Source organism: Pseudomonas sp. SDO5522_S412 (assembly GCF_054071215.1).
The window spans coordinates 1-25,001 of record NZ_JBSVWQ010000081.1; the positions used below are offsets into that span (position 1 = coordinate 1).

At 60.6% G+C, this 25,001-nt stretch carries 21 protein-coding genes, 4 tRNA genes and 2 pseudogenes; 14 read left to right on the plus strand and 13 right to left on the minus strand.

What is annotated here, in order from left to right:
* Positions 1–67: 67 nt before the first annotated feature.
* Positions 68–1,075: an NADP-dependent oxidoreductase gene (locus tag ACW9I6_RS17480; protein WP_457339593.1), complete on the minus strand. Its 1,008-nt coding sequence runs from the start codon at positions 1,073–1,075 to the stop codon at positions 68–70.
* 229 nt (positions 1,076–1,304) lie between these two features.
* Here ACW9I6_RS17480 and ACW9I6_RS17485 point away from each other — a divergent pair, with 229 nt between their 5' ends.
* The 4 genes and pseudogenes from ACW9I6_RS17485 to ACW9I6_RS17500 all read left to right on the plus strand — a co-directional run bounded on the left by ACW9I6_RS17485 (position 1,305) and on the right by ACW9I6_RS17500 (position 5,777).
* Positions 1,305–2,066, plus strand: coding sequence for an SDR family oxidoreductase (locus ACW9I6_RS17485; protein ID WP_003217185.1), 762 nt, complete (start codon positions 1,305–1,307; stop codon positions 2,064–2,066).
* Between the two features lie 203 nt (positions 2,067–2,269).
* Positions 2,270–3,694, plus strand: coding sequence for an aminotransferase-like domain-containing protein (locus ACW9I6_RS17490; protein ID WP_457339594.1), 1,425 nt, complete (start codon positions 2,270–2,272; stop codon positions 3,692–3,694).
* Between the two features lie 997 nt (positions 3,695–4,691).
* Positions 4,692–4,916, plus strand: a pseudogene (locus ACW9I6_RS17495) (HAMP domain-containing protein); the annotation flags it as partial.
* An 18-nt stretch (positions 4,917–4,934) separates the two neighbouring features.
* Positions 4,935–5,777: a methyl-accepting chemotaxis protein gene (locus ACW9I6_RS17500; protein ID WP_371132479.1), complete on the plus strand. Its 843-nt coding sequence runs from the start codon at positions 4,935–4,937 to the stop codon at positions 5,775–5,777.
* A 36-nt stretch (positions 5,778–5,813) separates the two neighbouring features.
* On the opposite strand, the gene ACW9I6_RS17505 is transcribed toward ACW9I6_RS17500, so the two are convergent.
* Together ACW9I6_RS17505 and ACW9I6_RS17510 are read right to left on the minus strand one after the other, a co-directional pair.
* Positions 5,814–6,626: an alpha/beta fold hydrolase gene (locus tag ACW9I6_RS17505; protein WP_177010083.1), complete on the minus strand. Its 813-nt coding sequence runs from the start codon at positions 6,624–6,626 to the stop codon at positions 5,814–5,816.
* 121 nt (positions 6,627–6,747) lie between these two features.
* Complete coding sequence (locus ACW9I6_RS17510) at positions 6,748–7,506, minus strand: hypothetical protein (RefSeq protein ID WP_003217193.1); 759 nt, start codon at positions 7,504–7,506, stop codon at positions 6,748–6,750.
* Positions 7,507–7,876: 370 nt separating this feature from the next.
* Here ACW9I6_RS17510 and ACW9I6_RS17515 point away from each other — a divergent pair.
* The 4 genes from ACW9I6_RS17515 to ACW9I6_RS17530 all read left to right on the plus strand — a co-directional run bounded on the left by ACW9I6_RS17515 (position 7,877) and on the right by ACW9I6_RS17530 (position 8,290).
* A tRNA-Glu gene (locus ACW9I6_RS17515) sits at positions 7,877–7,952 on the plus strand.
* A 3-nt stretch (positions 7,953–7,955) separates the two neighbouring features.
* Positions 7,956–8,031, plus strand: a tRNA-Gly gene (locus ACW9I6_RS17520).
* A gap of 104 nt (positions 8,032–8,135) precedes the next feature.
* Positions 8,136–8,211: transfer RNA gene (locus ACW9I6_RS17525), tRNA-Glu, on the plus strand.
* A gap of 3 nt (positions 8,212–8,214) precedes the next feature.
* Positions 8,215–8,290 (plus strand) — tRNA-Gly (locus ACW9I6_RS17530).
* 99 nt (positions 8,291–8,389) lie between these two features.
* Here ACW9I6_RS17530 and ACW9I6_RS17535 read toward each other — a convergent pair.
* The 7 genes and pseudogenes from ACW9I6_RS17535 to ACW9I6_RS17565 form a co-directional block, all read right to left on the minus strand.
* Positions 8,390–8,934: pseudogene (locus ACW9I6_RS17535) on the minus strand (hypothetical protein).
* Positions 8,931–9,257, minus strand: a complete 327-nt coding sequence (locus ACW9I6_RS17540; RefSeq protein ID WP_102606452.1) for a hypothetical protein — start codon at positions 9,255–9,257, stop codon at positions 8,931–8,933. Before ACW9I6_RS17540 ends, ACW9I6_RS17535 begins: the two are co-directional and overlap by 4 nt.
* A 116-nt stretch (positions 9,258–9,373) precedes the next feature.
* Entirely contained in the window at positions 9,374–10,591 is a 1,218-nt protein-coding gene (locus tag ACW9I6_RS17545; protein ID WP_177021681.1) for a phospholipase D-like domain-containing protein, read from the minus strand.
* 56 nt (positions 10,592–10,647) lie between these two features.
* On the minus strand, positions 10,648–11,295 hold the full coding sequence (locus ACW9I6_RS17550; RefSeq protein WP_003217203.1) for a MotA/TolQ/ExbB proton channel family protein: 648 nt from the start codon (positions 11,293–11,295) through the stop codon (positions 10,648–10,650).
* Positions 11,296–11,312: 17 nt separating this feature from the next.
* On the minus strand, positions 11,313–13,595 hold the full coding sequence (locus tag ACW9I6_RS17555) for a TonB-dependent receptor (RefSeq protein ID WP_008431274.1): 2,283 nt from the start codon (positions 13,593–13,595) through the stop codon (positions 11,313–11,315).
* Between the two features lie 24 nt (positions 13,596–13,619).
* Entirely contained in the window at positions 13,620–14,357 is a 738-nt protein-coding gene (locus ACW9I6_RS17560) for an energy transducer TonB family protein (RefSeq protein ID WP_177021211.1), read from the minus strand.
* 2 nt (positions 14,358–14,359) lie between these two features.
* Positions 14,360–14,767, minus strand: coding sequence for an ExbD/TolR family protein (locus tag ACW9I6_RS17565; protein ID WP_003217209.1), 408 nt, complete (start codon positions 14,765–14,767; stop codon positions 14,360–14,362).
* 293 nt (positions 14,768–15,060) lie between these two features.
* On the opposite strand from ACW9I6_RS17565, the gene ACW9I6_RS17570 reads away from it, so the two are divergent.
* Positions 15,061–16,629 (plus strand): alkaline phosphatase D family protein, encoded by a 1,569-nt coding sequence (locus tag ACW9I6_RS17570; protein WP_457339595.1) that lies wholly within the window; start codon positions 15,061–15,063, stop codon positions 16,627–16,629.
* On the opposite strand, the gene ACW9I6_RS17575 is transcribed toward ACW9I6_RS17570, so the two are convergent.
* A complete protein-coding gene (locus ACW9I6_RS17575; protein ID WP_177021208.1) occupies positions 16,630–17,256 on the minus strand; it encodes an alanyl-tRNA editing protein in 627 nt (208 codons plus the stop codon).
* A 91-nt stretch (positions 17,257–17,347) separates the two neighbouring features.
* Between ACW9I6_RS17575 and ACW9I6_RS17580 the strand changes: the two genes are divergently transcribed.
* Entirely contained in the window at positions 17,348–18,280 is a 933-nt protein-coding gene (locus tag ACW9I6_RS17580) for a LysR family transcriptional regulator (RefSeq protein WP_003217218.1), read from the plus strand.
* A 142-nt stretch (positions 18,281–18,422) separates the two neighbouring features.
* On the opposite strand, the gene ACW9I6_RS17585 is transcribed toward ACW9I6_RS17580, so the two are convergent.
* Together ACW9I6_RS17585 and ACW9I6_RS17590 are read right to left on the minus strand one after the other, a co-directional pair.
* A complete protein-coding gene (locus ACW9I6_RS17585) occupies positions 18,423–18,830 on the minus strand; it encodes a PA2817 family protein (protein ID WP_003217220.1) in 408 nt (135 codons plus the stop codon).
* Between the two features lie 198 nt (positions 18,831–19,028).
* Positions 19,029–21,476 carry an acyl-CoA dehydrogenase gene (locus tag ACW9I6_RS17590; RefSeq protein ID WP_008431294.1) on the minus strand — a complete coding sequence of 816 codons (2,448 nt, stop codon included), beginning with the start codon at positions 21,474–21,476 and terminating at the stop codon, positions 19,029–19,031.
* 192 nt (positions 21,477–21,668) lie between these two features.
* Here ACW9I6_RS17590 and ACW9I6_RS17595 point away from each other — a divergent pair, with 192 nt between their 5' ends.
* The 4 genes from ACW9I6_RS17595 (at position 21,669) to ACW9I6_RS17610 (ending at position 24,853) form a co-directional block, all read left to right on the plus strand.
* Positions 21,669–22,328: a transglutaminase-like domain-containing protein gene (locus tag ACW9I6_RS17595; protein WP_102369633.1), complete on the plus strand. Its 660-nt coding sequence runs from the start codon at positions 21,669–21,671 to the stop codon at positions 22,326–22,328.
* 57 nt (positions 22,329–22,385) lie between these two features.
* Positions 22,386–23,009 carry a glutathione S-transferase family protein gene (locus tag ACW9I6_RS17600; protein ID WP_102369632.1) on the plus strand — a complete coding sequence of 208 codons (624 nt, stop codon included), beginning with the start codon at positions 22,386–22,388 and terminating at the stop codon, positions 23,007–23,009.
* A 135-nt stretch (positions 23,010–23,144) separates the two neighbouring features.
* The gene (locus ACW9I6_RS17605) at positions 23,145–24,077 is read left to right on the plus strand and encodes an ABC transporter ATP-binding protein (RefSeq protein ID WP_003217227.1); all 933 of its coding nucleotides are present in this window, start codon (positions 23,145–23,147) and stop codon (positions 24,075–24,077) included.
* Positions 24,074–24,853, plus strand: a complete 780-nt coding sequence (locus ACW9I6_RS17610; RefSeq protein WP_003217229.1) for an ABC transporter permease — start codon at positions 24,074–24,076, stop codon at positions 24,851–24,853. Before ACW9I6_RS17605 ends, ACW9I6_RS17610 begins: the two co-directional genes overlap by 4 nt.
* Positions 24,854–25,001: the final 148 nt, after the last annotated feature.

Here is a 25,001-nt window from a genome sequence, read left to right on the forward strand (position 1 = left end):
CCTTATGCATTGACTGTCACACCGCCTTCGCGAGCAAGCCCGCTCCCACATTTGGTTCTGCGGTGTGTCAGTTGACCTTCAACACCAACTTCCCAAAGTTCTCACCGTTGAACAGTTTCATCAGCGTCTCCGGGAACGTCTCCAGCCCCTCGACTATATCTTCCTTGCTCTTGAGCTTGCCCTGAGCCATCCAGCCGGCCATTTCCTGCCCGGCAGCGGCAAAATTCGCCGCGTGGTCCATCACCACAAACCCTTCCATGCGCGCACGATTGACCAGCAGTGACAGGTAGTTGGCCGGCCCTTTGACAGCTTCCTTGTTGTTGTACTGGCTGATGGCGCCGCAGATCACTACGCGGGCTTTCAATGCCAGGCGGCTGAGCACGGCATCGAGAATGTCCCCGCCGACGTTATCGAAATACACGTCCACACCTTTCGGGCACTCGCGCTTGAGGCCGGCATGCACGTCTTCGTTCTTGTAGTCGATGGCGGCATCAAAACCCAGCTCATCCACCAAGAACCTGCATTTGTCGGCGCCGCCAGCGATGCCTACCACGCGGCAGCCTTTAATCTTGGCAATCTGCCCGGCAATGCTGCCCACCGCGCCTGCCGCGCCGGAGATCACCACGGTCTCGCCGGCCTTGGGCGCGCCGGTGTCCAGCAGGGCGAAGTAGGCGGTCATGCCGGTTATCCCCAGCGCCGACAGATAACGCGGCAACGGCGCCAGTTTCGGATCGACCTTGTAGAAACCCCGCGGCTCACCGAGGAAGTAATCCTGCACACCCAAGGCACCGTTGACGTAGTCGCCCACGGCAAATTTCGGGTTGTTCGACGCGATCACCTTGCCTACGCCCAAGGCGCGCATGACTTCGCCGATACCCACCGGCGGAATGTAGGATTTGCCCTCGTTCATCCAGCCGCGCATGGCCGGGTCCAGGGACAGGTATTCGTTGTGCACCAGCACCTGGCCGTCCTGGGGTTTACCCACCGGCACTTCCTGGTAAGTGAAGGTGTCCCGTGTGGCCGCGCCGACCGGGCGTTTGGCGAGCAGGAATTGGCGGTTAGTCTGGGCAGTCATGGCAGCGACTCTTGAGAAGTGGACCTTGAGTGATAGACCCTTCGGGCTGCACCGGCAAGGTGCGCGGCACCTGCGAATGCCCACCGATCCACTGCAATGATAGTGATGCCGGTGCCGTTATCACTGCGGCTCATGGTTCGCCAACCGGGCTTTTGATAGTGCTGACGCGCCGATGGTGGCTCTGGCTAGACTGGGGTCATCGAGCATCCCCATCGAAGGAACATCCACCATGAGCATGACATTTTCCGGCCAGGTCGCCCTGGTGACCGGTGCGGCCGCCGGCATTGGCCGCGCCACTGCGCTGGCGTTCGCCGCTGAAGGCTTGAAAGTCGTAGTCGCCGACCTGGACGTGGCTGGCGGCGAGGGCACTGTGGCGCTGATTCATCAGGCCGGTGGCGAAGCGGTGTTTGTGCGCTGCAATGTCACCCTCGAAGCGGACGTGCAGCAGTTGATGCAGCAGACCGTGGCCACCTATGGCCGGTTGGACTATGCCTTCAACAACGCCGGGATCGAGATCGAGAAGGGCAAGCTGGCGGACGGCAGCCTGGATGAGTTCGACGCAATCATGGGCGTCAACGTCAAGGGCGTGTGGCTGTGCATGAAGTATCAACTGCCGTTGCTGCTGGCTCAGGGCGGCGGCGCCATCGTCAACACGGCTTCTGTGGCAGGACTTGGGGCGGCGCCGAAGATGAGTATCTATGCCGCGTCCAAGCACGCGGTGATCGGCCTGACCAAGTCGGCGGCGATCGAGTACGCGAAAAAGAAAATCCGCGTCAACGCGGTATGCCCGGCCGTGATCGACACCGATATGTTCCGCCGTGCCTATGAAGCTGACCCGCGCAAAGCCGAATTTGCCGCCGCCATGCACCCGGTCGGGCGTATCGGCAAGGTCGAGGAGATCGCCAGCGCCGTGCTTTATCTGTGCAGCGACGGTGCTGCCTTCACCACGGGCCAGGCATTGGCGGTGGACGGTGGCGCGACCGCGATTTAGGAAGTGAGGCGGATGCCATTCAGAAAAGCGTTGGAGGCGCTGTGGGGTTTTTCCGCAGGTGGCCAGATGCCTCACCTGAATGTGTTTCACTAGGTAAATAATTAAATTAAATCAATGATTTAATAAATCTTGATCGCGGCTGTCATTGGGCTTCTGTGCTTAACTGGTTTGGGTTAAATGACAACAGTTTAAGTGAGTGGCTCATGGATTTAGGGATCGATCGACAAGCCCTTGTACCGGTAGTGCAGCAAATCGTCAGTGCGCTGGCCGCCTGGATTCGCGAGAGCGGCGCCAGCCCCGGGACGCGGTTGCCCTCGGTGCGGCAACTGGCCCACGAGAACCTGCTCAGTCAGTCCAGCGTCATCGAGGCGTTCGAGCGGATGGTTGCCCAAGGGGTGCTGGCCTCAAGGCAAGGCGCCGGTTTCTGTGTGGCCCAGCCACCCGCCGAGCGTGGTCTTCGCGGTGAAAACCAATGTTATGAGGGCGCCGAGTCGGGGTGGGGCGCCTTCATCGACAATCAACTGGGCGAACTGAAACTGGGATGCGGCTGGCTGCCGGACACCTGGCGCGAGAGCGACGACATCAGCTACGCGATTCGTGAAGTCACCCGCACCGACACCGCGGCCGTCTTCAACTACAGCACGCCGCTGGGCCTGCCGGCCCTGCGTGAACAGCTGCTCAAGCGCCTGGCGCACATCCAGGTGGCAACCCGGGTCGAGCATATCCTCACCACCCACGGCGCGAGCCATGCCCAGGACCTGCTGATCCGCACGCTGCTCAAGGCCGGCGACACCGTGGTGGTGGAAAGCCCGGGGTACGGCAACCTTTACCGCCAACTGGCCTTTCATGGTGTCAAGCTGCTGGAAGTGCCGCGCACCCGTGGCGGCCCGGACATGCCTGCCCTGGAAGCGCTGTTGCGCGGGCACCGGCCCAAGTGCCTGTTCATCAACAGCCTGTATCACAACCCCACCGGCACCAGCCTGTCCCTGGCGGTGGCCGAGCGCTTGCTGCAACTGGCCCATTCCCAGGACTTCTTCATCATCGAGGAGGACGTCTATGGCGACCTGCAACATGCCACGTGCACCCGGTTGTCGGCGTTGCCCCACGAGGACCGGGTGATCTATGTCTCGAGTTTTTCCAAGACCCTCAGCAGCGCCTTGCGGGTGGGGTACCTCACGGCCAGCGGGGCGATCATCGCGCAATTGGCCAGGGTCAAGACCTTGACCGGCATCGGCACCTCGCGGTTTGCCGAGGCGGTGGTGGCGACGTTGCTGGCCAATGGTACCTACCGCAAGTGGGTGCAACGTCTGCGCCGGCGGCTGAGCACGGAAATGGCCATGACCCTGCAGGTGCTGGAAGACGAAGAGTGGGAGGTGTTTGCGGTGCCGGCGGGGGGCATGTTCCTCTGGGCGCGCCCTGGTGTCGGCGACCGTTCCACCGTGCAGGCGCGGGCTCGCCGGCTGGGGGTGTTGCTGTCGCCGGGGACGCTTTTCAGCCCGACGGGCGAATCCAGCGACTGGCTGCGCATCAATGTGGCCTACGCTTCTGATCAGCGTGCACTGGCGTTGTTCAAGGCCATGGGGCCGGCAGGATCGACCTCTACCATTCTGAAAACGACGAGGATGTAGCTTTTTGCCATTATTGTGGCGCCAAACCCTTGTATTCAGTGCCCCGGGGTTGCGAATCTCGCTGCATCGAAACCTGGCTTGATGGCATTCGCCATTGCAAGAGGACTCAAGTGCAATGATTTCTGCCGTGCAACGACGTTTTGCCAACCTCGGTATGGCCAAGAGACTGGGCTTGGGCTTTGCCCTGGTACTGCTGTTGACGGCATTGGTGGCCGCAATTGGCGTATGGTCGCTGCAAACCGTTGGCCAGCGCTTCGAGGGCCTTAAAGCCATGTCGGCGCTCAACAGCGGCTTGCTCAAGGTGCGCTTGATCGAGCAGGACTACGCGCTGCATGCCGACCCCAAGTCGGTGGACGCCTTGCACGAAAGTGTCGACGCGTTGGCGGCCCAGGCGGTAATTCTCAAGGCCCAGTCGCCTGCCAATGTCCCGGTGATGAGCGACGTCGAGCAGGCGCTGGCGGCGTATCGCAAGGCGTTCGATGAGTTTGTCGAGCTGACCCAGACCAAGGACCTGGCGCTGGAAATGGCCAGTTGGTCGGTCTCCAGTGTCGCCAACAACCTTGATGTGTTGCAGGCCGGGCTGGCGGACGACGGCGCCTATGGCCTCAAGGAAAGCCAGGGCAAGGAAGGTGCCGAATTCATCGAGCAGGCGGGGCAGGTCAGCCAGGTCTCGCGCCTGATGCTGCAGGCCATGAACGAAGCGCACGTGCGCCTGGACCAGAGCCGCAAGGGCGATGACGAGAACGCCGAGCAGGGCAAGATCGAGCAGGCCGATCAGGCCCTGGCCCAGGTCGAACAGCTGAAAACCACCGTCAAGGATCCTGGCTACCAAACCGTGCTTAACGAAGTGTCCGGGCATATCGCGGCCTTCAGCGAAAAACTCGGCGAATACACCGGGCTGCTGGCCCAGGAAAAAGTCGTCTACAAGCAGTTGCACGAGCGCGCAGCCGAAGTGGTCACCCGGGTCAATCAGGCCTACGACGCAGAAGACCTGTCGATGCAGGCGCAGTTGAAGAAAAGCGCGTTGCTGATCATCGGTTCTTCGGCGTTGGCGTTATTGGTCGGGCTGATTGCCGCGTGGATCATTACCCGTTTGATCGTTGCACCGTTGCGCAGCGTGATTGCAGTGGCCCAGCAGATTGCCGCCGGTGATCTCAGTGGCCGCATGGAAGTCAGTCGCCGGGACGAGATGGGCCAGTTGATGCTCGCGATGCAACAGATGAGCAGCGGCCTGAGCAGCATGGTCAGCGGGTTGCAGGCGGGTATCGAGCAACTGGCCAGCTCGGCCCATTCGCTGTCCAGCGTCACCGAGCAGACCAATATCGAGGTCAGCAGCCAGAAGGAAGAAACCGAGCAGGTGGCCACGGCCATGAACCAGATGACCGCCACCGTGCACGATGTGGCGCGCAACGCCGAAGAAGCGGCCCAGGCGGCGCAGACGGCGGATGACAAGGTCGACAGCGGCCAGCAGGTGGTGCGTCAGAGCTTGCAGCGTATCGAGTTGCTGGCCAGCTCCGCGACCTCCGCCAGTACCAGCATCGAAAGCCTGAGCGCGGAGATCCAGACTATCGGTACCGTCCTTGAGGTGATCAAGAGCGTGGCCGAGCAAACCAACCTGCTGGCGCTGAATGCGGCCATCGAGGCGGCGCGGGCGGGCGAGCAGGGCCGCGGTTTTGCCGTGGTGGCCGACGAGGTGCGGGCGCTGGCCAAGCGCACCCAGCAATCGACCGAGGAAATCGAACGGTTGGTGAGTACCTTGCGCAGCGCTGCGCAGGCTTCGGTGCAGCAGATCAGGCAGAGCGGCGAACTGGTCAAGCTGGCGGTCAGTGATGCCCTGGAAACCGAAAGCGCCCTGGGCAGCATCGCGGCGGCGGTGTCGTTGATCCAGCAGATGAACCAGCAGATTGCCGCAGCGGCCGAAGAGCAAAGCTCGGTGGCCGAGGAAATCAACCGCAGCGTTACCAGCATCCGTGCGAGTGCCGATCAATCGGCGTTGAGCATGCAGGGCAATGCAGCGTCGAGCATCGAGCTGGCGCAGTTGGGTACGGAGCTTAAGGGGATGGTCGGGCACTTCCGCCTTTGATCACCGCAGGCCTGCGGTGATCAAAGGGCAGGGCGGTCAGGCGTTGTTGGCCAGGAAGGTCAGCAGCGCTTCGTTGACGAAATCGGGGTTTTCCCGGCTGGAGATATGCCCGGCGTGCGGAATCAACGTCAGCGCGCAGCCGATCAAGGCCGCCATTTCCTCTGATTCGGCCGGTGGGCGTGGCTTGTCCTGCTCGCCACACATCACCAGGGTGGTGTCGGTGTCGAGGCGCGCCAGTTGTGCCAACACATCCGCGCGGCTGAAGATAATCCGGCCCAGGGGCACGATGCTGTGCACCAGGCGTTCCTTGGGGAAGGCCTGCAGTGCGTTGCGGAAATCCTGGTACAAGGCCGACTCCCGGTCGATACCGGGACGGAAGAAGATCGGTGCCACCACATCCAGCAGCGGTTCTGGAATGGCGCCGGCATCTTCGATCATCTTGAACAGCGAAAAGTAGTATTGGCGAGTGGCTTCCGGCTCGGCGCCCAGGTGCGTGTCCATCAGCACCAGGCTGTTGACCCGCTCGGGAGCCAGCAGCGCCAGGCGTGCGCCCCACATGCCGCCGACCGACAAGCCCACGAGGTTGACCCGGGCAATGTCCAGGTGATCCAGCAGCGCCAGGTGCTGGCGTGCGAGGTCGTCCAGGGATGCAGTGTTTGCAGGCAGTGCGCCGGACTCGCCGTGGCCCCAAAGCTCGGGGACGATCACCCGGTACTGTTGCGACAGGGCTTCGATCTGCGGCGCCCACATCTGGCTGTCCCACAGGTAGCTGGAACCGAGGAGAACGGCCGGGCCGGTGCCCTGGTCGAGGTAGTGCAGCGGTTGTCCATCGATGAGCACGACAGGCATGGCGAAGCCCTTTTCGTTAACGGAGAGAGGGGCCTTTTTTACGCTATTCGAGGGGAAGGGGATAGGTGCAGAGTGATGGCATGTGGCGAGCGGGTTTGCCGCCCACCACAATGGCAGGGGATCAGTCGTAGATGGCTTTCTTCTTCCAGTCGGCGTCCGCATCCACCACTTTCAAGCCTTCGGTCAATTCGTTGACCTCGTCTTCAGCCGGTTCAAGGTTGGACAGCACCATGGAGTTGGCGCGCGCCAGCTGTTTCTCGAGCAATTGCAGCTGCTGGCTGTACACCACCGGCTCCGGTTGCTTGCGCAGGTACTGCACGCCGCGTTCGAACGCCAGGCGAGCCTGGCCCGGCTGGCCTTGTTGCAGCGCGTGCTGGCCCAGGTTGTTGAAGAACTCGATGTGCAGCAGCACCAGGATATGGCGAATTTCCTTGATCCAGTGCTTGGCTTCATTGGTCGGCAGGAAACCGTCCTGGGCCGCTCGGGTCACCTGGCCATGCAGTGCTTCGAGCAGGAAACGTACATCCTTGGCCTTGGCTTCGGTCTGGATCGGGCCTGGCGGGTTGTTCACCGGAATCGATTCGCCCTGGGCCACCAGTGCGTTGAGTTCAGTGATGCGTGCCTTGAGCGACGCATTGGACTTGTCGAGGTTCAGCAGGCGCTGATTGACGTTGAGCTCCAGGCGGGTCAGCAGCAACTTGAGTCGCGGCGTCATCAACTGGCCAGGGAAGGTCTCGGTGATTTCGCCGCAGCGGCGCAGCCGGTCATTGAGTTCGATCCGGGTCCGGTTCTTTTCCAGCTTATTGTTTTCCACCACGTGGTTCATGTAGCCAATGGCGATCAGTATTACGATCCCGGCTATTACCAGCAGGGTGATCATGAGTGGTGTCACCGGTGTGACCTCTTTATGGGGTTTGCATTGAAGTGTAGTGACTGGTGCAGTGACCGGATAGGACTGAGCGACCAGTTGCGTCAGTAGTTTCTTCTATATAGCGGGGCAGTCCCTGCGTAGATGCACATTGCCATCATTTGCTGTGGCGAACTATAGCGCCTTGTGGAACGCCAGAATATAGGCGCCAAAGCCTGGACGGCGAGAAACCCTTGCAACCCCCGTAAACCACGGCGAAGTCATTGATTTAAATAAATTTATCCTTGGGGGTTGACGACCTCCCAATCCATCCATAGAATGCGCGCCACTTACAGCGTAAAGCACACAGCGAAACGCGGTAGGGAGTGAATGTTGTACGTGTGTCCCCTTCGTCTAGTGGCCTAGGACACCGCCCTTTCACGGCGGTAACAGGGGTTCGAGTCCCCTAGGGGACGCCATATGCGGGAATAGCTCAGTTGGTAGAGCACGACCTTGCCAAGGTCGGGGTCGCGAGTTCGAGTCTCGTTTCCCGCTCCAAATTTAAGCAGTGTTGCCCTCGGGCGGCACTGAGTGAAACCAGGGCGTAATCTTCGGATTTAATCTCTGGGCACTGAAATACACACCATGTGTTTCAGTAGCGTGTCCCCTTCGTCTAGTGGCCTAGGACACCGCCCTTTCACGGCGGTAACAGGGGTTCGAGTCCCCTAGGGGACGCCATATGCGGGAATAGCTCAGTTGGTAGAGCACGACCTTGCCAAGGTCGGGGTCGCGAGTTCGAGTCTCGTTTCCCGCTCCATATTTAACGAAAACGCCGATCAGCAATGATCGGCGTTTTTGTTTGTGGGTTTTTTGTGAGCTGGAGTGCAATGCCCCGGCCCACGTTGCGTTTGTACCGCTAGAAATTATCCATCGCGTGGCACATCGACAGCCTTCCCGACGGCGTCGGTTCAATCGGACTCCATCGTTCGGCACCTTTCGGCAGCTCAGCAAGCTCGAATGAGCAACTCCCGGACATTGATGCTCGCACCATGTAGTCCATGCCGGGCTTGGGGATAAAGGTCATGGTGTTGAAACATTGCCGGCCATATTGCGGCAACCCAAGGTAATGAAAGGCAATGGGCGTGTTCGCCGGAATCACCTGTTCGGACGACACCGCACCGTCCCAGGTGTAAATCGGCCCCGGCATCCCCAGGCTTGCGCCATTGCGGTCGGCGAAGCCGGATTTGGCGGACACCATCACGCCTGCTCCGGGAACATTCCAGTCCAGGCAATCGCGCCCGGGCACTGCGCGCACATGCCGTCGCTGATAATGCGCAAGCGCGCTGTCTCGGCAGACGGTGGCGCTGTATAGGCGGTGTTGAGGGAGCGGACGTTATATACCTGGCCACAGCCGCTGAGGAGCAACAGGAACAGGGCGGGAATGACACGTAAAGTGCTCATGGCTGGCGGCAGTTCTGGCTGACCGACAGATGCGGCGCGGGCTCATGGCTGACCATCTGCAAGCCATCGGCGCCCTGGAAGATAAAATATGTACTGCGACAATCCTTGAACGTCTGCGAGTAACCCTCAGCCCGGAATCCCTGCCCGTCGATCTTCCTGGTCACCGTATTGTCACGGCTGACCACGGCGAGTACCTGCTCATAGCTGTCGCCCATCTTCACCCCCGGCACCCCGGTGGAGGTCATGGAATTGGCACAACCTGCCAGCCCGATGGCCGCCCAAACCAGCGCCGTACCGTACAGTCCATTGCGTGTGGTGTTCATCCCTGCTCTCCATCCATGAGGTGTGCAGGGTTGGTCAGCGCAACGGCGGAAAAGTGCAACATTCATATCTGGCAATGTGACATTGCCCGCAAATCATGGGATTTGCAGGCAACGGCTCACGGCTTGCCCGGATGCGGCTCCGGGTACTCGCTTGTCGCGTCCAGTGCCTTGGCGTACGGCCCGTCCCACAGCTGTTCGTGTAAATCTCCCACGCGCTTGGCCATCGCTTCACTGCGCATCACCACTTCCAGGTTGCGCGAGTTATCGAAATAACCCCCCAGCCAGTTACTGGTGCCCACCCACGCCACTTGCCCGTCGATTTCCATGGTCTTGCTGTGGATCACCCGCGCATAAGGAATAAATCCTTGCCTGGCCTCGGGCAGCGTGACGATCTTGACCTCGACATTCGGCAGCACCGCCAGGCTTTTCAGGTACGGCAATTCCAGTGCTTCGGTGTTCCAGTTGGATACCATCAACTTGATCGAGACCCCGCGCGCTGCCGCTGCACGCACGGCGTTGTCGATCATCGCGTAGTAAGGCCGGGTTCTGTCAGGTCCATAGGACAGCGGCGCGTAGTCCAGCAGTTGTACGCGCACTTCCTTTTTCGCCTCGCCCAGCAGACGTGGCAGTTCCAGCTGCGAATCACCCACACCCGGCGGGTTGTAGCGCTGGGGGCTGGCTACCAGGTAGTTGCCGGTGCGTGCCGGTGTGGCACCTGTGGCGGGCAGGGCAACAGGCTGGTTGTCGGCCAACGCAGCCTGGGCCTGCCAGTCCTGTTCAAAAATGGCCTGGGTCTGGGCGACGACGTTTGCATCACTGATCAACAGCCCGGTTTCGTGGATATGCTCCAGCGAACGCCAGTCGAAGTTCTGGCTGCCGATAAACGCCTGCTTGCCATCCACTACCATGTACTTGGCGTGGATGATCCCCCCACTCAGCTTGCCATAGGGCAGGATGCGGAAGGTCAGGTTGGGAATGGCTTTCAGGCGCTCCAGGGTCGAGGCTTCCGACAGCCGTACGCCTTTTTCTTCCAGCAGGAAGCGAATTTTCACCCCGCGTTTGCCGGCGGCTTCCAGGTGTTCAATCACCTTGTCCATCACCGAGCCAGGATGGTCGGCCGCGTAGAACTGGCCGATGTCGATGCGGCTTTTCGCGCCGTCGAACAGCTGGATCCACACGGGGCCGGGCTGGCGCAGATCGGCGGTGCCAAGTTGGGTGTCCACTGGCACGGTGTGTACCAACTCAAATCCCGGAATTGAAAAGTCCGCCTGGGCAAGCGGACTGAGGAGCAGGCCTGCAAGGCCGGCGATACGTAATTTCAGCGATATGGACATAGGCGTCTCATCGGGCAAAAAAAGGGCGGGCGCATGATGCGCCCGCCCCGGGAAGGTCACGCAGTGCGGGTGTGCAGCGGGGTCGGTACCAGGTGCGGCACTTCACCCTGCACGCGGGCACCGGTTGCAGCGCGGATCAGCAGGATTTTCAGCTGGTCGTTGATACGCTCCAGGCTGTCCTGGAAGAAGTTGTGGAACACCACGCAGAACAGCGCGATGGCGATACCCAAACCCGTGGCGAACAGGGCCGTACCGATACCACCGGAAATCTGGCCCGGGTCGGACACACCGGCACTGGCCAGCGCCTTGAAGGTGTCGATGATGCCGAGGATGGTCCCCAGCAGGCCGAGCAGCGGCGCGGCGGTGGTGATGGTTTCGATGATCCACAGGCTGCGGGACAGCGGCGCGCGGGTCTTGAGGTACTGGGTTTCGATCTCGTCATCCAGGTCCTTGCGCGAACCATGGGACGCCTTCTGCGCCAGGATCGGCAGCACCATGCTCAGTGGCAGGCTGTCACGGCGAGTCAGGTTTTCCGGCAGGTCGCGTTCGCTGTGCACATTGGCGCCCAGCACTTCGGTCAATGCACGGGCCTGGCGGCGCACGTAGGCGAAGTAAATGCCACGTTCGATGGTGATGAAGATTGCAATCGCCAGTGCGGCGTACATCACATAAAAGGTGATTTGGTGAAGCAGGTTCATGTCCATGATGCTGAGCCTCGCAGTTAGAAATTGGCTTCCAGGGAAACGGTGACGGTGCGGTCAAGCCCAACGATGTAGGCCGGGTCGCCATCGCGGAAACCGCTGTAGCTCGCCGAGTTGGTCTTGGTGGTGTACACGCCGTCCAGGTACTTCTTGTCGAACAGGTTGTCGACGTTCAGGCGCAGGGTTGCGTCCTTGACGACTTTCTTGTCCACCGGCAGGTAGATACCGGCGCCGAGGTTGAAGATGGTGCGGGCGGAGATGGCTTCGTCGTTGGTCAGGTCGCCATAGAGCTTGCTGGTGAACTTGCCGCCGAAGGTGCCGTAGAAGCGCCCGTCGTCATAGCCGATGTTGGCCGCCAGCATGTTGGTCGGCACGTTGGCGAACTGCTTGCCGCTGGTGGGCAGCACGATCGGCTTGCCGGCGCTGTAGACGGTCAGGTCGTCCTGCTGCTTGGAGCTGGTGTAGGTGTAGGAGGTGTAGTAGTTGAAGTTGTGCGGCAGCTTGCCGCTCCACTCCAGTTCCAGGCCTTTGTTGATGACGGTGCCGGCGTTGATGTCGGCGGAATCACCGTTGCTGTCCAGGGAGGTGAGCTGGCGATTCTTGAACTGCATGTAGAACAGGGTCGCGGCGAGGGTGCTGTCTTCGCCGGTGTAGCGCCAGCCCAGTTCCTGGTTCCAGCTGAGTTCCGGCTTGGAGTCGAGGGAGCCGACGCCTTTGTCGTACAGCACGTAGTTCTGTGGAATACGCATGTTGCGCGACAGGCTGTAGAACAACTGGTCACGCTCGTCGAGCTGGTATTTCAGGCCGGCGTTGGGCAGCAGTTTGTTGTAGGTCTGGCTGGCCTTGCCGGGTTGCTCGGTGAGGCTGCCGTGGTTGGTGCCGTCACGCTCGACGTTCATGTAGGCAATGCCCGCGATCAACGTCCAGTCCGAGTTGATGTACCAGGTGTCCTGGGTCCAGACCTTTTGCGCCGGCGTCACGGTGTAGCGGTCGCGACCCTGTACGGTGTTGCCGTTGGCGTCGACCACGGAGTTGCCGTCGGGCCAGGTATCGCTTGGCTTGCCGTTGTTCTTGAGGGCAATGAACGGTTGGGTCTGGCTTTGGCGGGCGCGTTCATACCAGTAGCCGAATTGCAGGCTGTGGTCGCCCAGGTCCCAGTTCAGCTTGGTGGTGATGCCCGGGCGCCAGGTCTGGGTGCGCGAAGGGCGGTAGTAGACGCCGGTGGTCGCGGAACCGTCGGCGTTGTATTGAGCCTGTGTCGGCAGGTTGCCGAGGTCGAAAACGCCGCCCTTGTTCGAGCCACTGTTCAGCGCATAGGCCGAGGAGCCCACGCCGCTGCCGTTGCCGTAGTAGTAATACGGGATCACCGAGAGGGACAGGTTGTCGCTCAGCTTGTACTGGGTGTTGAGCACGGCGGTAAAGGTCTGGAACGGGTTCTGCGCCAGGTCGTAGTAGCTGCTGACCTTGCCGTTGGCGCCCACCGCCGGTGTCGCCGGGTACGGGTCGTACTTGCGGCCGTACTGCTGGAACTGTGCCTTGGTCAACTGGCTGTAACTGTTGTTGTCCTGCTCGTGGTACTTGAGGATCAGGTTGGCGGTGTTGCCGTTGCCAGCGTCGAAGAAGCTGTTCCACTCCACCTTGTCCGCACGCACGGCACCCGAGCCGCGCCACATCTGGCCTTCGGTGTGGGAAGCCGACAGCCAGTTGCTCAGGCCGTTGACTTCACCGGTATTGAGGCGGGCGAAGGTCTTGCGGGTGGCGTTGCTGCCGACCACTTGCTTGACGAAGGCACCGGTTTCCTTGGTGGGGCGAATGGTCACGATGCCGATGTTGCCGCCGCTGGAACCGATGTGCGGGCCGTCGGCTTCCGACGAGCCCTGGGTGACGAAAATCTGGTCGATGTTTTCCGGGTCGCCCAACAGGTTGGAGTACAACGCGTAGTTGCCGGAGTCGTTGATCGGCATGCCGTCCACCGACATACCGACCTGGTCGGAGTTCATGCCGCGCATGGTGAAGCGGAAGCCCGAGAGGCCGGTGTTGTCTTCACTGGAGATGTTCAGGCCCGGGGTGTACTTGAGCTTGTCGATGGCGTTGCCAGTGGCCGTCTGTTTGTCCAATGCTTCCTTGGTGATGGTCGAGCGGCCCTTGGCGCTCTCTTCCTGGACCATGTAACCGCCCCCAGCGGTTGCCTTGCCCTGTACCCCAATAGTCCCGACGTCACTGTCGCTGGTATCTGCCATGACCACTCCATGGGTCATGCTCGTCGCGGCAACGAGTGCCAGATGAATCCGGGTGAACTTCATCACTGTCGTCCTGGTGGTGTGTGCTTATTGCACGCTGTAGTTGAAGGTGGCGGTGAAGCGCTGCTCGTTACGTCCACCGAAGGCTTGTTCGGGGAACGGTTTCACCTGCTTGATACGGCGCAGGCTGTTGGTGGCGGCCCGGTTGAGCAGCATGCTCGGCGCCGGGGTCTGGATCCCGGAGTCGAGGACGCGGCCTTGGCGGTCCACCATTAACCAGACCACCACCTCGCCACTCGGGCGTTCAAGGGACGCCTGGCGCCCGGTGGGGTATTGCTTGTAGCTGTCCAACTCGTTGCGCAAGCCCTTGAGGTAGCCGCCTTCCAGTGCCTGGCCGTCGACTTTCGGCGGCGCCGGTGGCGCAGCGGGTGCTGGCGTGGGAGCGGGAGCGGCTTGCACCGGCTTGGCGGCCACCGGAGCTGGCGCAGGCACAGGCGTTGGCTTGGCGACCACGGGCTTGGGCACCGGTTTTGGCTTGGGCTCAGGCTTTGGCAGTGGTTTGGGGATCGGCTTGGGTGGCGGAGGCGGAGGGGCAGGTTCGGCCTCCTCGTCTTCGATCACCGGCGGCGGTGGCGGCGGTTCTTCCACCACGGGCTCGGGGACCACTTCCGGCTCCGGCTCGACCAGCGCGAGTTCAACCGCCGACTCGTCGTACTGCGGCTGGATCTTCAGGGGTTGGGACTGGATACCCAGTGCAATCAGCACCAGGGCGATCAGGGCCGGGACACTGCCCAGCAGCCGACGCGCACGAAACAAGGCATACATGATCAGGACTTTTTCGTGGCGATGGAGACAGAGGTAAAGCCACCCAGGCGCAGGGTGTCCATCACCTCGACCAGGCGCGACACTTCCACGCCTTTGTCGCTGTTGACGATGATCGTCGACTTGGTGTCTGGCTTCTCGCCGGCCTTGAGTGCAGGCACCAGCGCGTCGACGGTCAGGTCCTTGCCATCGAGCTGCAGCTGACCTTCCAGGCCCAGGGTCAGGATGAATTTATTTTGCGGCTTGAGCTGCTGTGAACTGCTGGCGCTCGGCAGCTGAGTCTTCATGCCCAGGGCCGGAATCACGTTCAAACTCACCAGTACAAAAAACACCAACAGGAACATCATCACGTCGATCATCGGGATCAGTTCGATGTGTGCCTTGCGTTTTTTGGGTTCATCCCAAGTTCTCATTCCGCTACCCCGCAGTTGATTAGGGGCGACACGCTAGCAACCAAAAATGACCGAATGGTTAACTTTAATTTAAGCTTTTAAGGCTCTAGGACGCGTCTTACAGACGACTCGTGGGTCTATTTATCTACGTAATGAAACTGACACGACGCGGGTACATTCTTGGAGAATTTATTTCGCGAGTCCCCCTGCATGAGCATTGCACTGCCGCATTTATCCACCCTGCTGCCAGTGGTAAGAACGCTACACAAGCATTTGTTTTGGTCGGTGCGGGATGCTTGGAAGGAGCGCAGTTGATGAGTGTGAATCACGATCGCCGTCGCGTACTGGGCGGGCTTGCAGTTGCCACGGCGTTTTCGATCCTCAGCCCGTTTGCCCGTAGTGCAGGCATCGACTATCCCTTCACCCTCGGTGTGGCGTCAGGCGATCCATTGCCCGATGGTTTCGTGATCTGGACGCGCCTCGCGCCGCTGTTCAATGCCGCCGACGGTCGGGGTGGCCTGAGCCGCGCGGTGCCGGTGCGCTGGAAGGTGGCCCGCGATGCAGCGATGACGCACGTTTTGCGCCAGGGCGAGGTGATGGCCAGCGAGCGTTTCGCCCATTCGGTGCATGTGGAAGTGAGCGGGTTGGAGGCGGGTCGACCTTACTGGTACCAGTTCGAGGGCCTCGGTGCGCAAAGCCCGGTGGGCCAGTCGCGCACAGCGCCGGCGGTGCATGCCATGGCATCGGCGCAGTTGGGTTTTGTCTCCTGCTCCCATTGGGAGCGAGGCTACTTCAGCGCCTATCGGCATTTGGCCGCCGAGCAGCCTGACCTGGTGTTTTTCCTCGGGGATTACATCTATGACAGTTCCTACGCGGCTGATTCCGGCAAGATCATTCGCCCCCACGGCAGCGGCAATGCGTTGAATCTGGTGGATTACCGCAACCGCTACGCCCTGTACAAGACCGATCCGGATTTGCAGGCACTGCATGCTGCGGCGCCCAGTGTGGTCACCTGGGACGATCACGAAGTGCAAAACGACTATGCCAGCCAGTGGTCCCAGGACCCGAACATCCCGGTGACGAGTTTTCTCAAGCAGCGGGCGGCGGCCTACCAGGCCTTCTACGAGCACATGCCGCTGCGGGCGAGCAGCCTGCCGCGCGGGCCGGACATGCGCCTCTATCGGCGTTTGGACTACGGCCGGCTGGCGCGTTTCCATGTGCTGGATGGGCGTCAGTACCGCTCCGAGCAGCCATGCATCCTGGCCAATGGCAGCCACAAGGGACATGTGGCCGCGAACACCTGTGCTGACCTGCGCGATCCCCGTCGCACCATGCTCGGCTGGGAGCAGGAGGCTTGGCTGGATCAGGGTTTTGCCGAGTCCCGGGCACAATGGAACGTGATCGCCCAGGACCTGTTGGTCGCGCCGCTCACGCAACGTGACCTGACCAACCACAAGCCCGGCCGCTGGACAGATGGCTGGGATGGTTACATGGCCAACCGTGAGCGGATGCTTGCGTCGATGGTGCGCAGAAAGGTGAATAACCCGGTGTTCTGGGGCGGCGATATTCACTCGTTCTGGACGACGGACCTGCACGCTGACGCAGGGAATCCGGATTCGCCGGTGGTCGCGACCGAGTTTGTCGGCACGTCGGTGACGTCTGACGGGCCGCCATTTGATGCGTTCAGTGCGATCCTGCCCCTCAATCCCCATGTGAAGTTTTTCGACAGCCGCCAGCGCGGCTATGTGTCGGTGGCGCTTGAGGAGAGGAATATGCTGACGAACTTCCGGGTGATTTCCGATCCCCGGGATCCGAACGCCAGCGTCTCGACCCTCAAGTCGTTTGTGGTGGAACCGGGCAGGGCGGGGGCGATTGCGGTTTAGTCAGTTCAGGGTATAGCGCACCGACAATGCACCCTTTTTCTCGGAGAGGGCCAGGATCGTCACCTGGCCCACGTCCCCCAATGCCTGCACATGCGTGCCGCCGCAGGCATAGGCCGGCAGGTCGCCAAAACCCACTTGCCGCGTACCGTCATCCAGTGCCATATGGCGCGGCAGGTTGGCGGCGATCCATTGGTCGACTTGCCGCTGGATCGCCTCGGCGTCCATGGCCTGGGCCGAGGTGCCGCGAATAAAGGTGATCTTGCCTTCGCCCGGCCAGTGATGAGCCTTGATCGGCATCCAGCCCAGGGTTTCACCGGCATTGCCGATCAGATGCCCGGCCGAGTGCAGGCGCGTGTGCAAGGTGCGGCGGTCTTCATCGACGCGTGCCTGGATCACGCCGGGAGCCACGGGGCGGTCTACGTAATGCACGACATGATCGCCTTCCTGCACCACCTTCAACACCTGGCTTTCCCCGAGCCAGCCGGTGTCGGAGGGCTGGCCGCCACCTTGTGGATGGAAGATTGTGGACTGCAGGATTACCGCAAACTGGTTATCAAAAGGTGTGCATCCCAGCACTTCAAGTTCGGCATTCAGGTGGTCATGGGTAAAAAACAGGCGCTGGGTCATCATTTATATCCGCATCAGGGTTTCTAACCGGCAGTATAAGAAGTGCACCAATGGGTGATAATCCGTTCAAATCTCAATGGACTTGTGCGTCATGAGCATCAATCTTCCCTTACCGCTGCTGGGCGAAATGGCGATTTTCGTCAAGGTGGTGGAAACCGGCAGCTTCTCCGAGGCTGCGCGCCAACTGGGAGCATCACCGTCCTCCGTGAGCCGCAGCATCTCACGCCTGGAAAAGGCCCTGGCGACTCGCCTGTTGCAACGGACCACGCGCAAATTGCGCCTCAGCGAAGGCGGCGAAGAGGTGTTCAAGCGCTGCCAGGAAATGGTCAGTGCTGCGCGGTCGGTGATGGAAATCAGCGGCCAATACACCCATGAAGCCGAAGGGCTGGTGCGGGTCAGCGTGCCCAAGGCGGTGGGGCGTTTTGTGGTGCATCCGCATATGCCGGAGTTTTTGCGGCGTTATCCCAAGGTCGACGTGCAGTTGATCCTGGAGGACCGGCATGTGGACCTGATTGACGACAATGTCGACCTGAGCATCCGCATCACCGACAGCCCGCCGCCGGGGTTGGTGGGGCGCCAGTTGCTGCCGATCGAGCATTTGATCTGCGCCACGCCGCGGTACCTGGCGGAGCATGGTACGCCGCAGCATCCCCATGATTTGCTGGAGCACAGTTGCATCTACCTGGGTGAGACGCCGGGGGATGCGCGCTGGAAGTTTCGCCAGGGCAGCAAGGCGGTGACGGTGGGCGTGCGCGGGCGGTATGCGGCGAATCACACAGGCGTGCGGCTGGATGCGGTATTGCAACATGTGGGGATTGGCAGCTTGCCGTATTTCACGGCGCGGCATGCGCTGGAAGCGGGGGAGGTGGTGCAGGTGCTGCCGGGGTGGGATTTCATTGCGTCGTACCACGGGGATGCGTGGCTACTGCATTCGCCGACGCGGTACCTGCCGCCGAAGTTGCGGGTGTTTATTGATTATCTGGTGGAGTGCATGGCCAAAGAGCCGACGCTGAAGAAACGGTAGGAATACAGTTTAAATGTGGGAGCGGGCTTGCTCGCGAATGCGGTGTATCAGTCACCTAAAATATTGACTGAACCATCGCATTCGCGAGCAAGTCGAACCGTCGCACCGCCGCTCCCACATTTGATCTGCGTTAGCCCTGAAATCAGTGCTTGGGCTGGTCATTGGACATGGCCAACAACTGCTTTTCCTGGTTCCAGTCGAACGGTTCGTCGTTCTGTTCAGCTTCGAAGCGACGTTCTTCCAGGGCCTGGTACAGGTCCAGCTCGTCGTCGGGCATGAAGTGCAGGCAGTCGCCACCGAAGAACCACAGCAGATCGCGTGGCACCAGGTGAGCAATTTGCGGATAGCGCAGGATGACCTGGCTCATCATGTCCTGGCCCAGGTACTGGCTTTCGATCGGGTCGATGGGCAGCAAGGCGCGCAGTTCATCGAAGCGCTCCAGGAACAGGAGGTGGCTTTCCTCGGGAACCTGTTCGGCTTCGCCGACGGCAACCAGGATGCTGCGCAGGTGGTCGAGCAAGACGAGATGATCGGCAACGACATTGGACACGAGATAAGTCCTCAAGAGCAAAACGGGCGCGAGAGTATATAGCTCGGTGCCTTGCCTCACAAATACGATTCCTTTTGACGAGTGGCTGTTGTTGTCAGGCGAGGAGCGGCAACGCAGCATGACGACAACAGACGCCGTCAAAAGGGATCAGTATTTGTGAGGCAGGGCACTCTACCCGTTTTTATATGACCGCTGGGATCAGCGGACTTTTCCCTCAGCCTGGCTCAGTTCTTCCTTGCTGAAATCATCCACGTCGATCACCTTGCGCCGCGCCGCTTCAGCGTCACGCAGGGTCTGCGCCTCGGCCGGTTGCAGCACGCCGGCATGCAGCGCGGCATCGATGGCGTGTTCGCCCGCGGTCGGTTTGACCTGGCCGCTCTTGAGGCCTTCGTGGAGTTTTTTCTGCAACGGATGGCTGTCGGCCAACAGGTCGTAGGCGTGTTGCAGGGCGCCCACCGGATCTTCTGCGGACTGTGGGCGATAGCAGCCCGCCAGTACCGCTTCCAGGGTCGGGTCACCCTTGGCGCGACCAAGCACTGCGGCCACCTCGGCATCCAGCGCATCGGACGGGCCTTTATGACGGCGGCCGAACGGGAACACGATCACCCGCAACAGACAACCCAACACCTTGCTCGGGAAGTTGGTCAGCAGTTCATCCAGTGCACGCTCGGAGTGGCCAAGGCTCTCTTCCATGGCCCAGGCGAACAGCGGTTCCAGGTGGTCTGGCGAATCCAGGTCGTGATAACGCTTGAGTGCAGCCGATGCCAGGTACATGTGACTCAGCACATCACCAAGACGTGCCGACAGGCGTTCGCGTCGTTTCAACTCGCCGCCCAGCAGCATCATGCTCAGGTCCGCCAGCATCGCAAACGCCGCGGCCTGACGGTTGAGTGCGCGGAAATAGCCCTGGCTCAGGCTGTTGCCCGGAGCCTTTTCGAAGTGACCGAAACCGAGGTTCAACACCAGGGTGCTGGCGGCGTTGCCTACGGCAAAGCCGATGTGCTGCAGCAGCAGGCCGTCGAATTCCTTCAGCGCCTGGTCATGGTCTTCGCGACCGGCCAGGGCCATTTCCTTGAGCACGAACGGATGGCAACGAATCGCACCCTGGCCGAAGATCATCAGGTTGCGCGAGAGGATATTCGCGCCTTCCACGGTGATGAAGATCGGCGCGCCCTGCCAGCTGCGACCCAGGTAGTTGTTGGGGCCCATGATGATGCCCTTGCCGCCGTGTACGTCCATCGCGTGGCTGATGCATTCGCGGCCGCGTTCGGTCAGGTGGTACTTGAGGATCGCCGACAGTACCGAGGGTTTCTCCCCGAGGTCGACCGCGTTGGCGGTGAGCATCCGCGCGCTGTCCATCAGCCACGCGTTGCCGCCGATGCGGGCCAGGGCTTCCTGGATGCCTTCAAAGGCCGCCAGCGGTACGTTGAACTGCTCACGCACCTGGGCGTACTGGCCGGTCACCAGGCTGGTGAACTTGGCCGCGCCCGTTCCGACGGCAGGCAGGGAAATCGAACGGCCTACCGACAGGCAGTTCATCAGCATCATCCAGCCCTTGCCGAGCATTTCCTGGCCACCGATCAGGAATTCCAGCGGAATGAAAACATCCTTGCCGGAGTTGGGGCCGTTCATGAACGCGGCGCCCAGTGGCAGGTGACGGCGGCCAATTTCAACACCCGGGGTGTCGGTGGGGATCAGCGCGAGGCTGATGCCCAGGTCTTCTTTGTCGCCCAGCAGATGATCCGGGTCATGGGCCTTGAAGGCCAGGCCGAGCAAAGTCGCTACCGGGCCGAGGGTGATGTAGCGTTTTTCCCAGTTCAGGCGCAGGCCGAGGGTTTCCTTGCCTTCCCATTCGCCTTTGCAGATCACCCCGGTGTCGGGCATGGAGCCAGCATCGGAACCGGCCAGTGGGCCGGTCAGGGCAAAGCACGGGATATCGTCGCCACGGGCCAGGCGTGGCAGGTAATGGTTGCGTTGTTCATCGGTGCCGTAGTGCAGCAGCAATTCGGCCGGGCCCAGGGAGTTGGGGACCATGACCGTGGAGGCGAGGTCGCCGCTGCGGGTCGCCAGCTTCATCGCGACCTGGGAGTGGGCATAGGCGGAGAAGCCTTTGCCGCCGAACTCCTTGGGGATGATCAGGGCAAAAAAGCCATGCTGCTTGATGTGTTCCCAGGCGGCGGGGGGCAGGTCCATGGCCTGGCCGATTTCCCAGTCGGTGACCATGGCGCACAGTTCTTCGGTAGGGCCGTCGATGAAGGCTTGTTCTTCTTCAGTCAGTTGCGCCTTGGGATAGGCCAGCAGCTTGTCCCAGTCGGGGCGGCCGCTGAACAGCTCGCCGTCCCACCACACGGTGCCGGCGTCGATGGCGTCGCGCTCGGTCTCGGACATCGGCGGCAGGACTTTCTGGAACCAGTTGAACAGCGGCGCGGTGAAGTACTTGCGGCGCAGGTCCGGCAGCAGCAGCGGGGCGGCTACCACGGCGATCAGTACCCAGAAGATCAGCAGCAACCAGCCTGGTGCGTGGCTGAAGGCGCCCATCGCCAACAGGTAGACGGCGACCACGCCGATGGCGGGCAGGGGCGCGATGCGCCGGTGCGCCAGGTAGGCAATGCCCACCACCAGAACCAGTATCCACAACAACAGCATATTCAATCCTCCGTGAAACCAGGTGCGAAATCACCTCAGAGCTTAGTCGGCATCCGAACAAGCGGGGTGACGAGGGTGTTACGTGGTGTGCCGGCAATGATCAGCACCAGGCGCCGACATTTGGCCGAATCGTCGTTATCCCAGGTGCATGCCTGTGGTTAGACTCAGGGCTTGCTCTCTGAGATTAACCTCATGAATGCGTACTTGAATCCCGGCCGCTTCATCGATAGTGACCACCCTGCGGTGGTGGAGTTCGCCGAAAAACATCGCGGTTCGAGTGCCGCACTTCGTGACCAGGCAGTCAGTCTTTACTACGCTGTGCGCGAGGCTGTGCGCTATAACCCCTATACCTTCAGTCGCGACCCGCAAACCCTCAGCGCGAGCTTCGCACTGGCGGCCGGCGAGAGTTATTGCGTGCCCAAGGCAACATTGCTGGCGGCGTGCGCAAGGCACTGCGGGATCCCGGCGCGCATCGGCCTGGCCGACGTGCGTAACCACCTCTCGACGCCCCGTTTGATCGAGCTGCTCAGAAGTGACGTATTTGCCATGCATGGCTATACCGAGTTGTATCTGGACGGCCGTTGGGTCAAGGCCACGCCGGCGTTCAACCAGCAACTGTGCGAACTGTTCGATGTGCCGCCGCTGGATTTCGATGGCATTCATGACAGTGTTTTCCACGCCTTCAACCGCAAGGGCCAGCGCTCCATGGAGTACGTGGTGGACCATGGGCAATTTGCCGAGGTGCCCGAGGAATTCTTCTTCGCCCACATCCAGAAATGTTACCCGCACCTGTTTGGCGAGCAGATGCCGATCCTGCTGGGGGACATGCAGAGTGATTTAAGCCGGACGTGATCCGGCGTATGCTGCCCCGGCATTTATCCAACCATCTTTTTCAAAATCGGGGCGGTCATGCTGAAAATCTGGGGTCGTAAAAATTCGTCAAATGTCAGGAAAGCACTGTGGTGCGCCGAGGAGCTCGGCCTGGACTATGAGGCAATTGATGCGGGTGGGGCTTTTGGTGTGGTCGACACGCCGCAATACCGCGCGCGGAACCCCAATGGCCGGGTGCCGATGATTGAAGATGGCGATTTTGTGCTGTGGGAATCCAACACCATCGTGCGCTACCTGGCCGCCAAACATGCGCCGGATTCGAACTGGTACCCCAGCGAGCTGCAAGCCCGGGCCAACGCTGAAAAGTGGATGGACTGGACCACCTCGACCCTGGCCGAACCGTTCAAGACCGTGTTCTGGGGCGTGCTGCGAACCCCGGCTGAAAAACAGAACTGGGACACCATCAACGCCGGTCGCCAGGCCTGCATCGACGTTTTGCAGACGGTGGATCAGGCCTTGGCCACGCAACCTTACCTGTCCGGCAGCGAGATCGGCATGGGTGATATTCCCTTGGGCAGCTTCATTTATGCCTGGTTCGAAATGCCCATCGAACGCCCGTCGATGCCTAACCTGGAAGCCTGGTACCAGCGGCTGCGCCAGCGCCCGGCCTATCAGAAATCGGTCATGACCGCGTTGACCTGATACCGACTATTAATACGGGTTACTGTACTTGTGCGGCGCGGACAAGCACCATGCTTGTCACGCGCAGCCGTTGTATTCCGTGCGGTCTGCCCTCATGTAACAATTCTATTCCTCTTCTTTGGTGCGTAATCCGATATGAGTTCCGCTCTGTCCATCCGGCAGCTAACCAAAACCTACGGCAACGGTTTCCAGGCCCTGAGTGGTATCGATCTGGACGTCGCCGAAGGTGATTTCTTCGCCTTGCTCGGCCCCAATGGCGCCGGCAAATCCACCACCATCGGGATTCTCTCGACCCTGGTCAACAAGACCACCGGTACGGTGAACATCTTTGGCAACGACCTGGACAAATCTCCGGCGGCGCTCAAGCGCAGCATCGGCGTGGTGCCCCAGGAGTTCAACTTCAACCAGTTTGAAAAGACCTTCGACATCGTCGTGACCCAGGCCGGTTACTACGGCATCCCGCCGAAGATCGCCAAGGAACGCGCCGAGCAATACCTCACGCAACTGGGCTTGTGGGACAAGCGCGACGTGCCTTCGCGTTCCCTGTCCGGGGGCATGAAGCGCCGCTTGATGATCGCTCGCGCCCTCGTTCACGAACCGCGCCTGCTGATCCTCGACGAGCCGACGGCGGGCGTGGACATTGAGCTGCGTCGTTCGATGTGGACGTTTCTCACCGAGCTGAACCAGAAAGGCATCACCATCATCCTCACCACGCACTACCTGGAAGAGGCTGAGCAGCTGTGCCGCAACATCGGCATCATCGACCACGGCACCATTGTCGAAAACACCAGCATGCGTAATTTGCTGAGCCAGTTGCACGTCGAGACCTTCCTGCTCGACCTGAAAAACGACATGACGGTTGCGCCCCAGTTGATCGGCTACCCGAATCGCCTGGTGGACAGCCACACCCTGGAAGTCCAGGTGGACAAAGCCGTGGGCATCACCGCGCTGTTTGGCCAACTGGCTACCCAGAACATCGAGGTGCTGAGCCTGCGTAACAAAACCAATCGCCTTGAGGAGTTGTTTGTGTCCCTGGTGGAGAAAAATCTGGCGAAGGTGGCGGTATGAGTTCGGAACTGCAACCCAACCTTGTCGCGCTGCAGACCATCGTTTATCGCGAAGTGAAGCGCTTTACCCGGATCTGGCCGCAGACCTTGCTGCCGCCGGCGATCACCATGGTTTTGTACTTCGTGATCTTCGGTAACCTGATTGGTCGGCAGATTGGTGATATGGGTGGATTCACCTATATGGAGTACATCGTGCCAGGGTTGATCATGATGTCGGTGATTACCAACTCCTACGGCAACGTGGTGTCGAGCTTTTTTGGCAGCAAGTTCCAGCGGTCCATCGAGGAATTGATGGTGTCGCCGGTGTCGCCTCATACGATTTTGATCGGCTACACCCTGGGCGGTGTGCTGCGCGGGTTGATGGTTGGGGTGATTGTGACGTTGCTGTCGCTGTTCTTTACCCATTTGCAGGTGCATCACCTCGGGATCACCCTGTTGGTGGTGGTGCTGACGGCGACTATCTTTTCGTTGCTGGGGTTCATTAATGCGGTGTTTGCGCGCAACTTTGATGATATTTCGATTATTCCGACGTTTGTTCTGACGCCGCTGACGTATCTGGGTGGGGTGTTTTATTCGATCACCTTGCTGCCGCCGTTCTGGCAGACGGTGTCGTTGGCTAACCCGGTGTTGCATATGGTTAACGCGTTTCGCTATGGGATTCTGGGCGTTTCGGACATCAAGATCAGTGTGGCGATCACCTTTATGCTGGTGGCGACTGTGGTGCTGTATGTGGGGTGTGCGCGGTTGCTGGTGAGTGGGCGTGGGATGCGCACCTAAGCGTTGAGATGTGATGAGAAACGGCCTCCAGATGAGGCCGTTTTTTTTGGCGATTGGTTTGAGTACATAACCGTTTTTTCGGTAACGGCCACCTATGGTTCCGCTCTTACAGCGGCTCACTTTGGAAAAGCCCCAAAGTAAGCAAAGG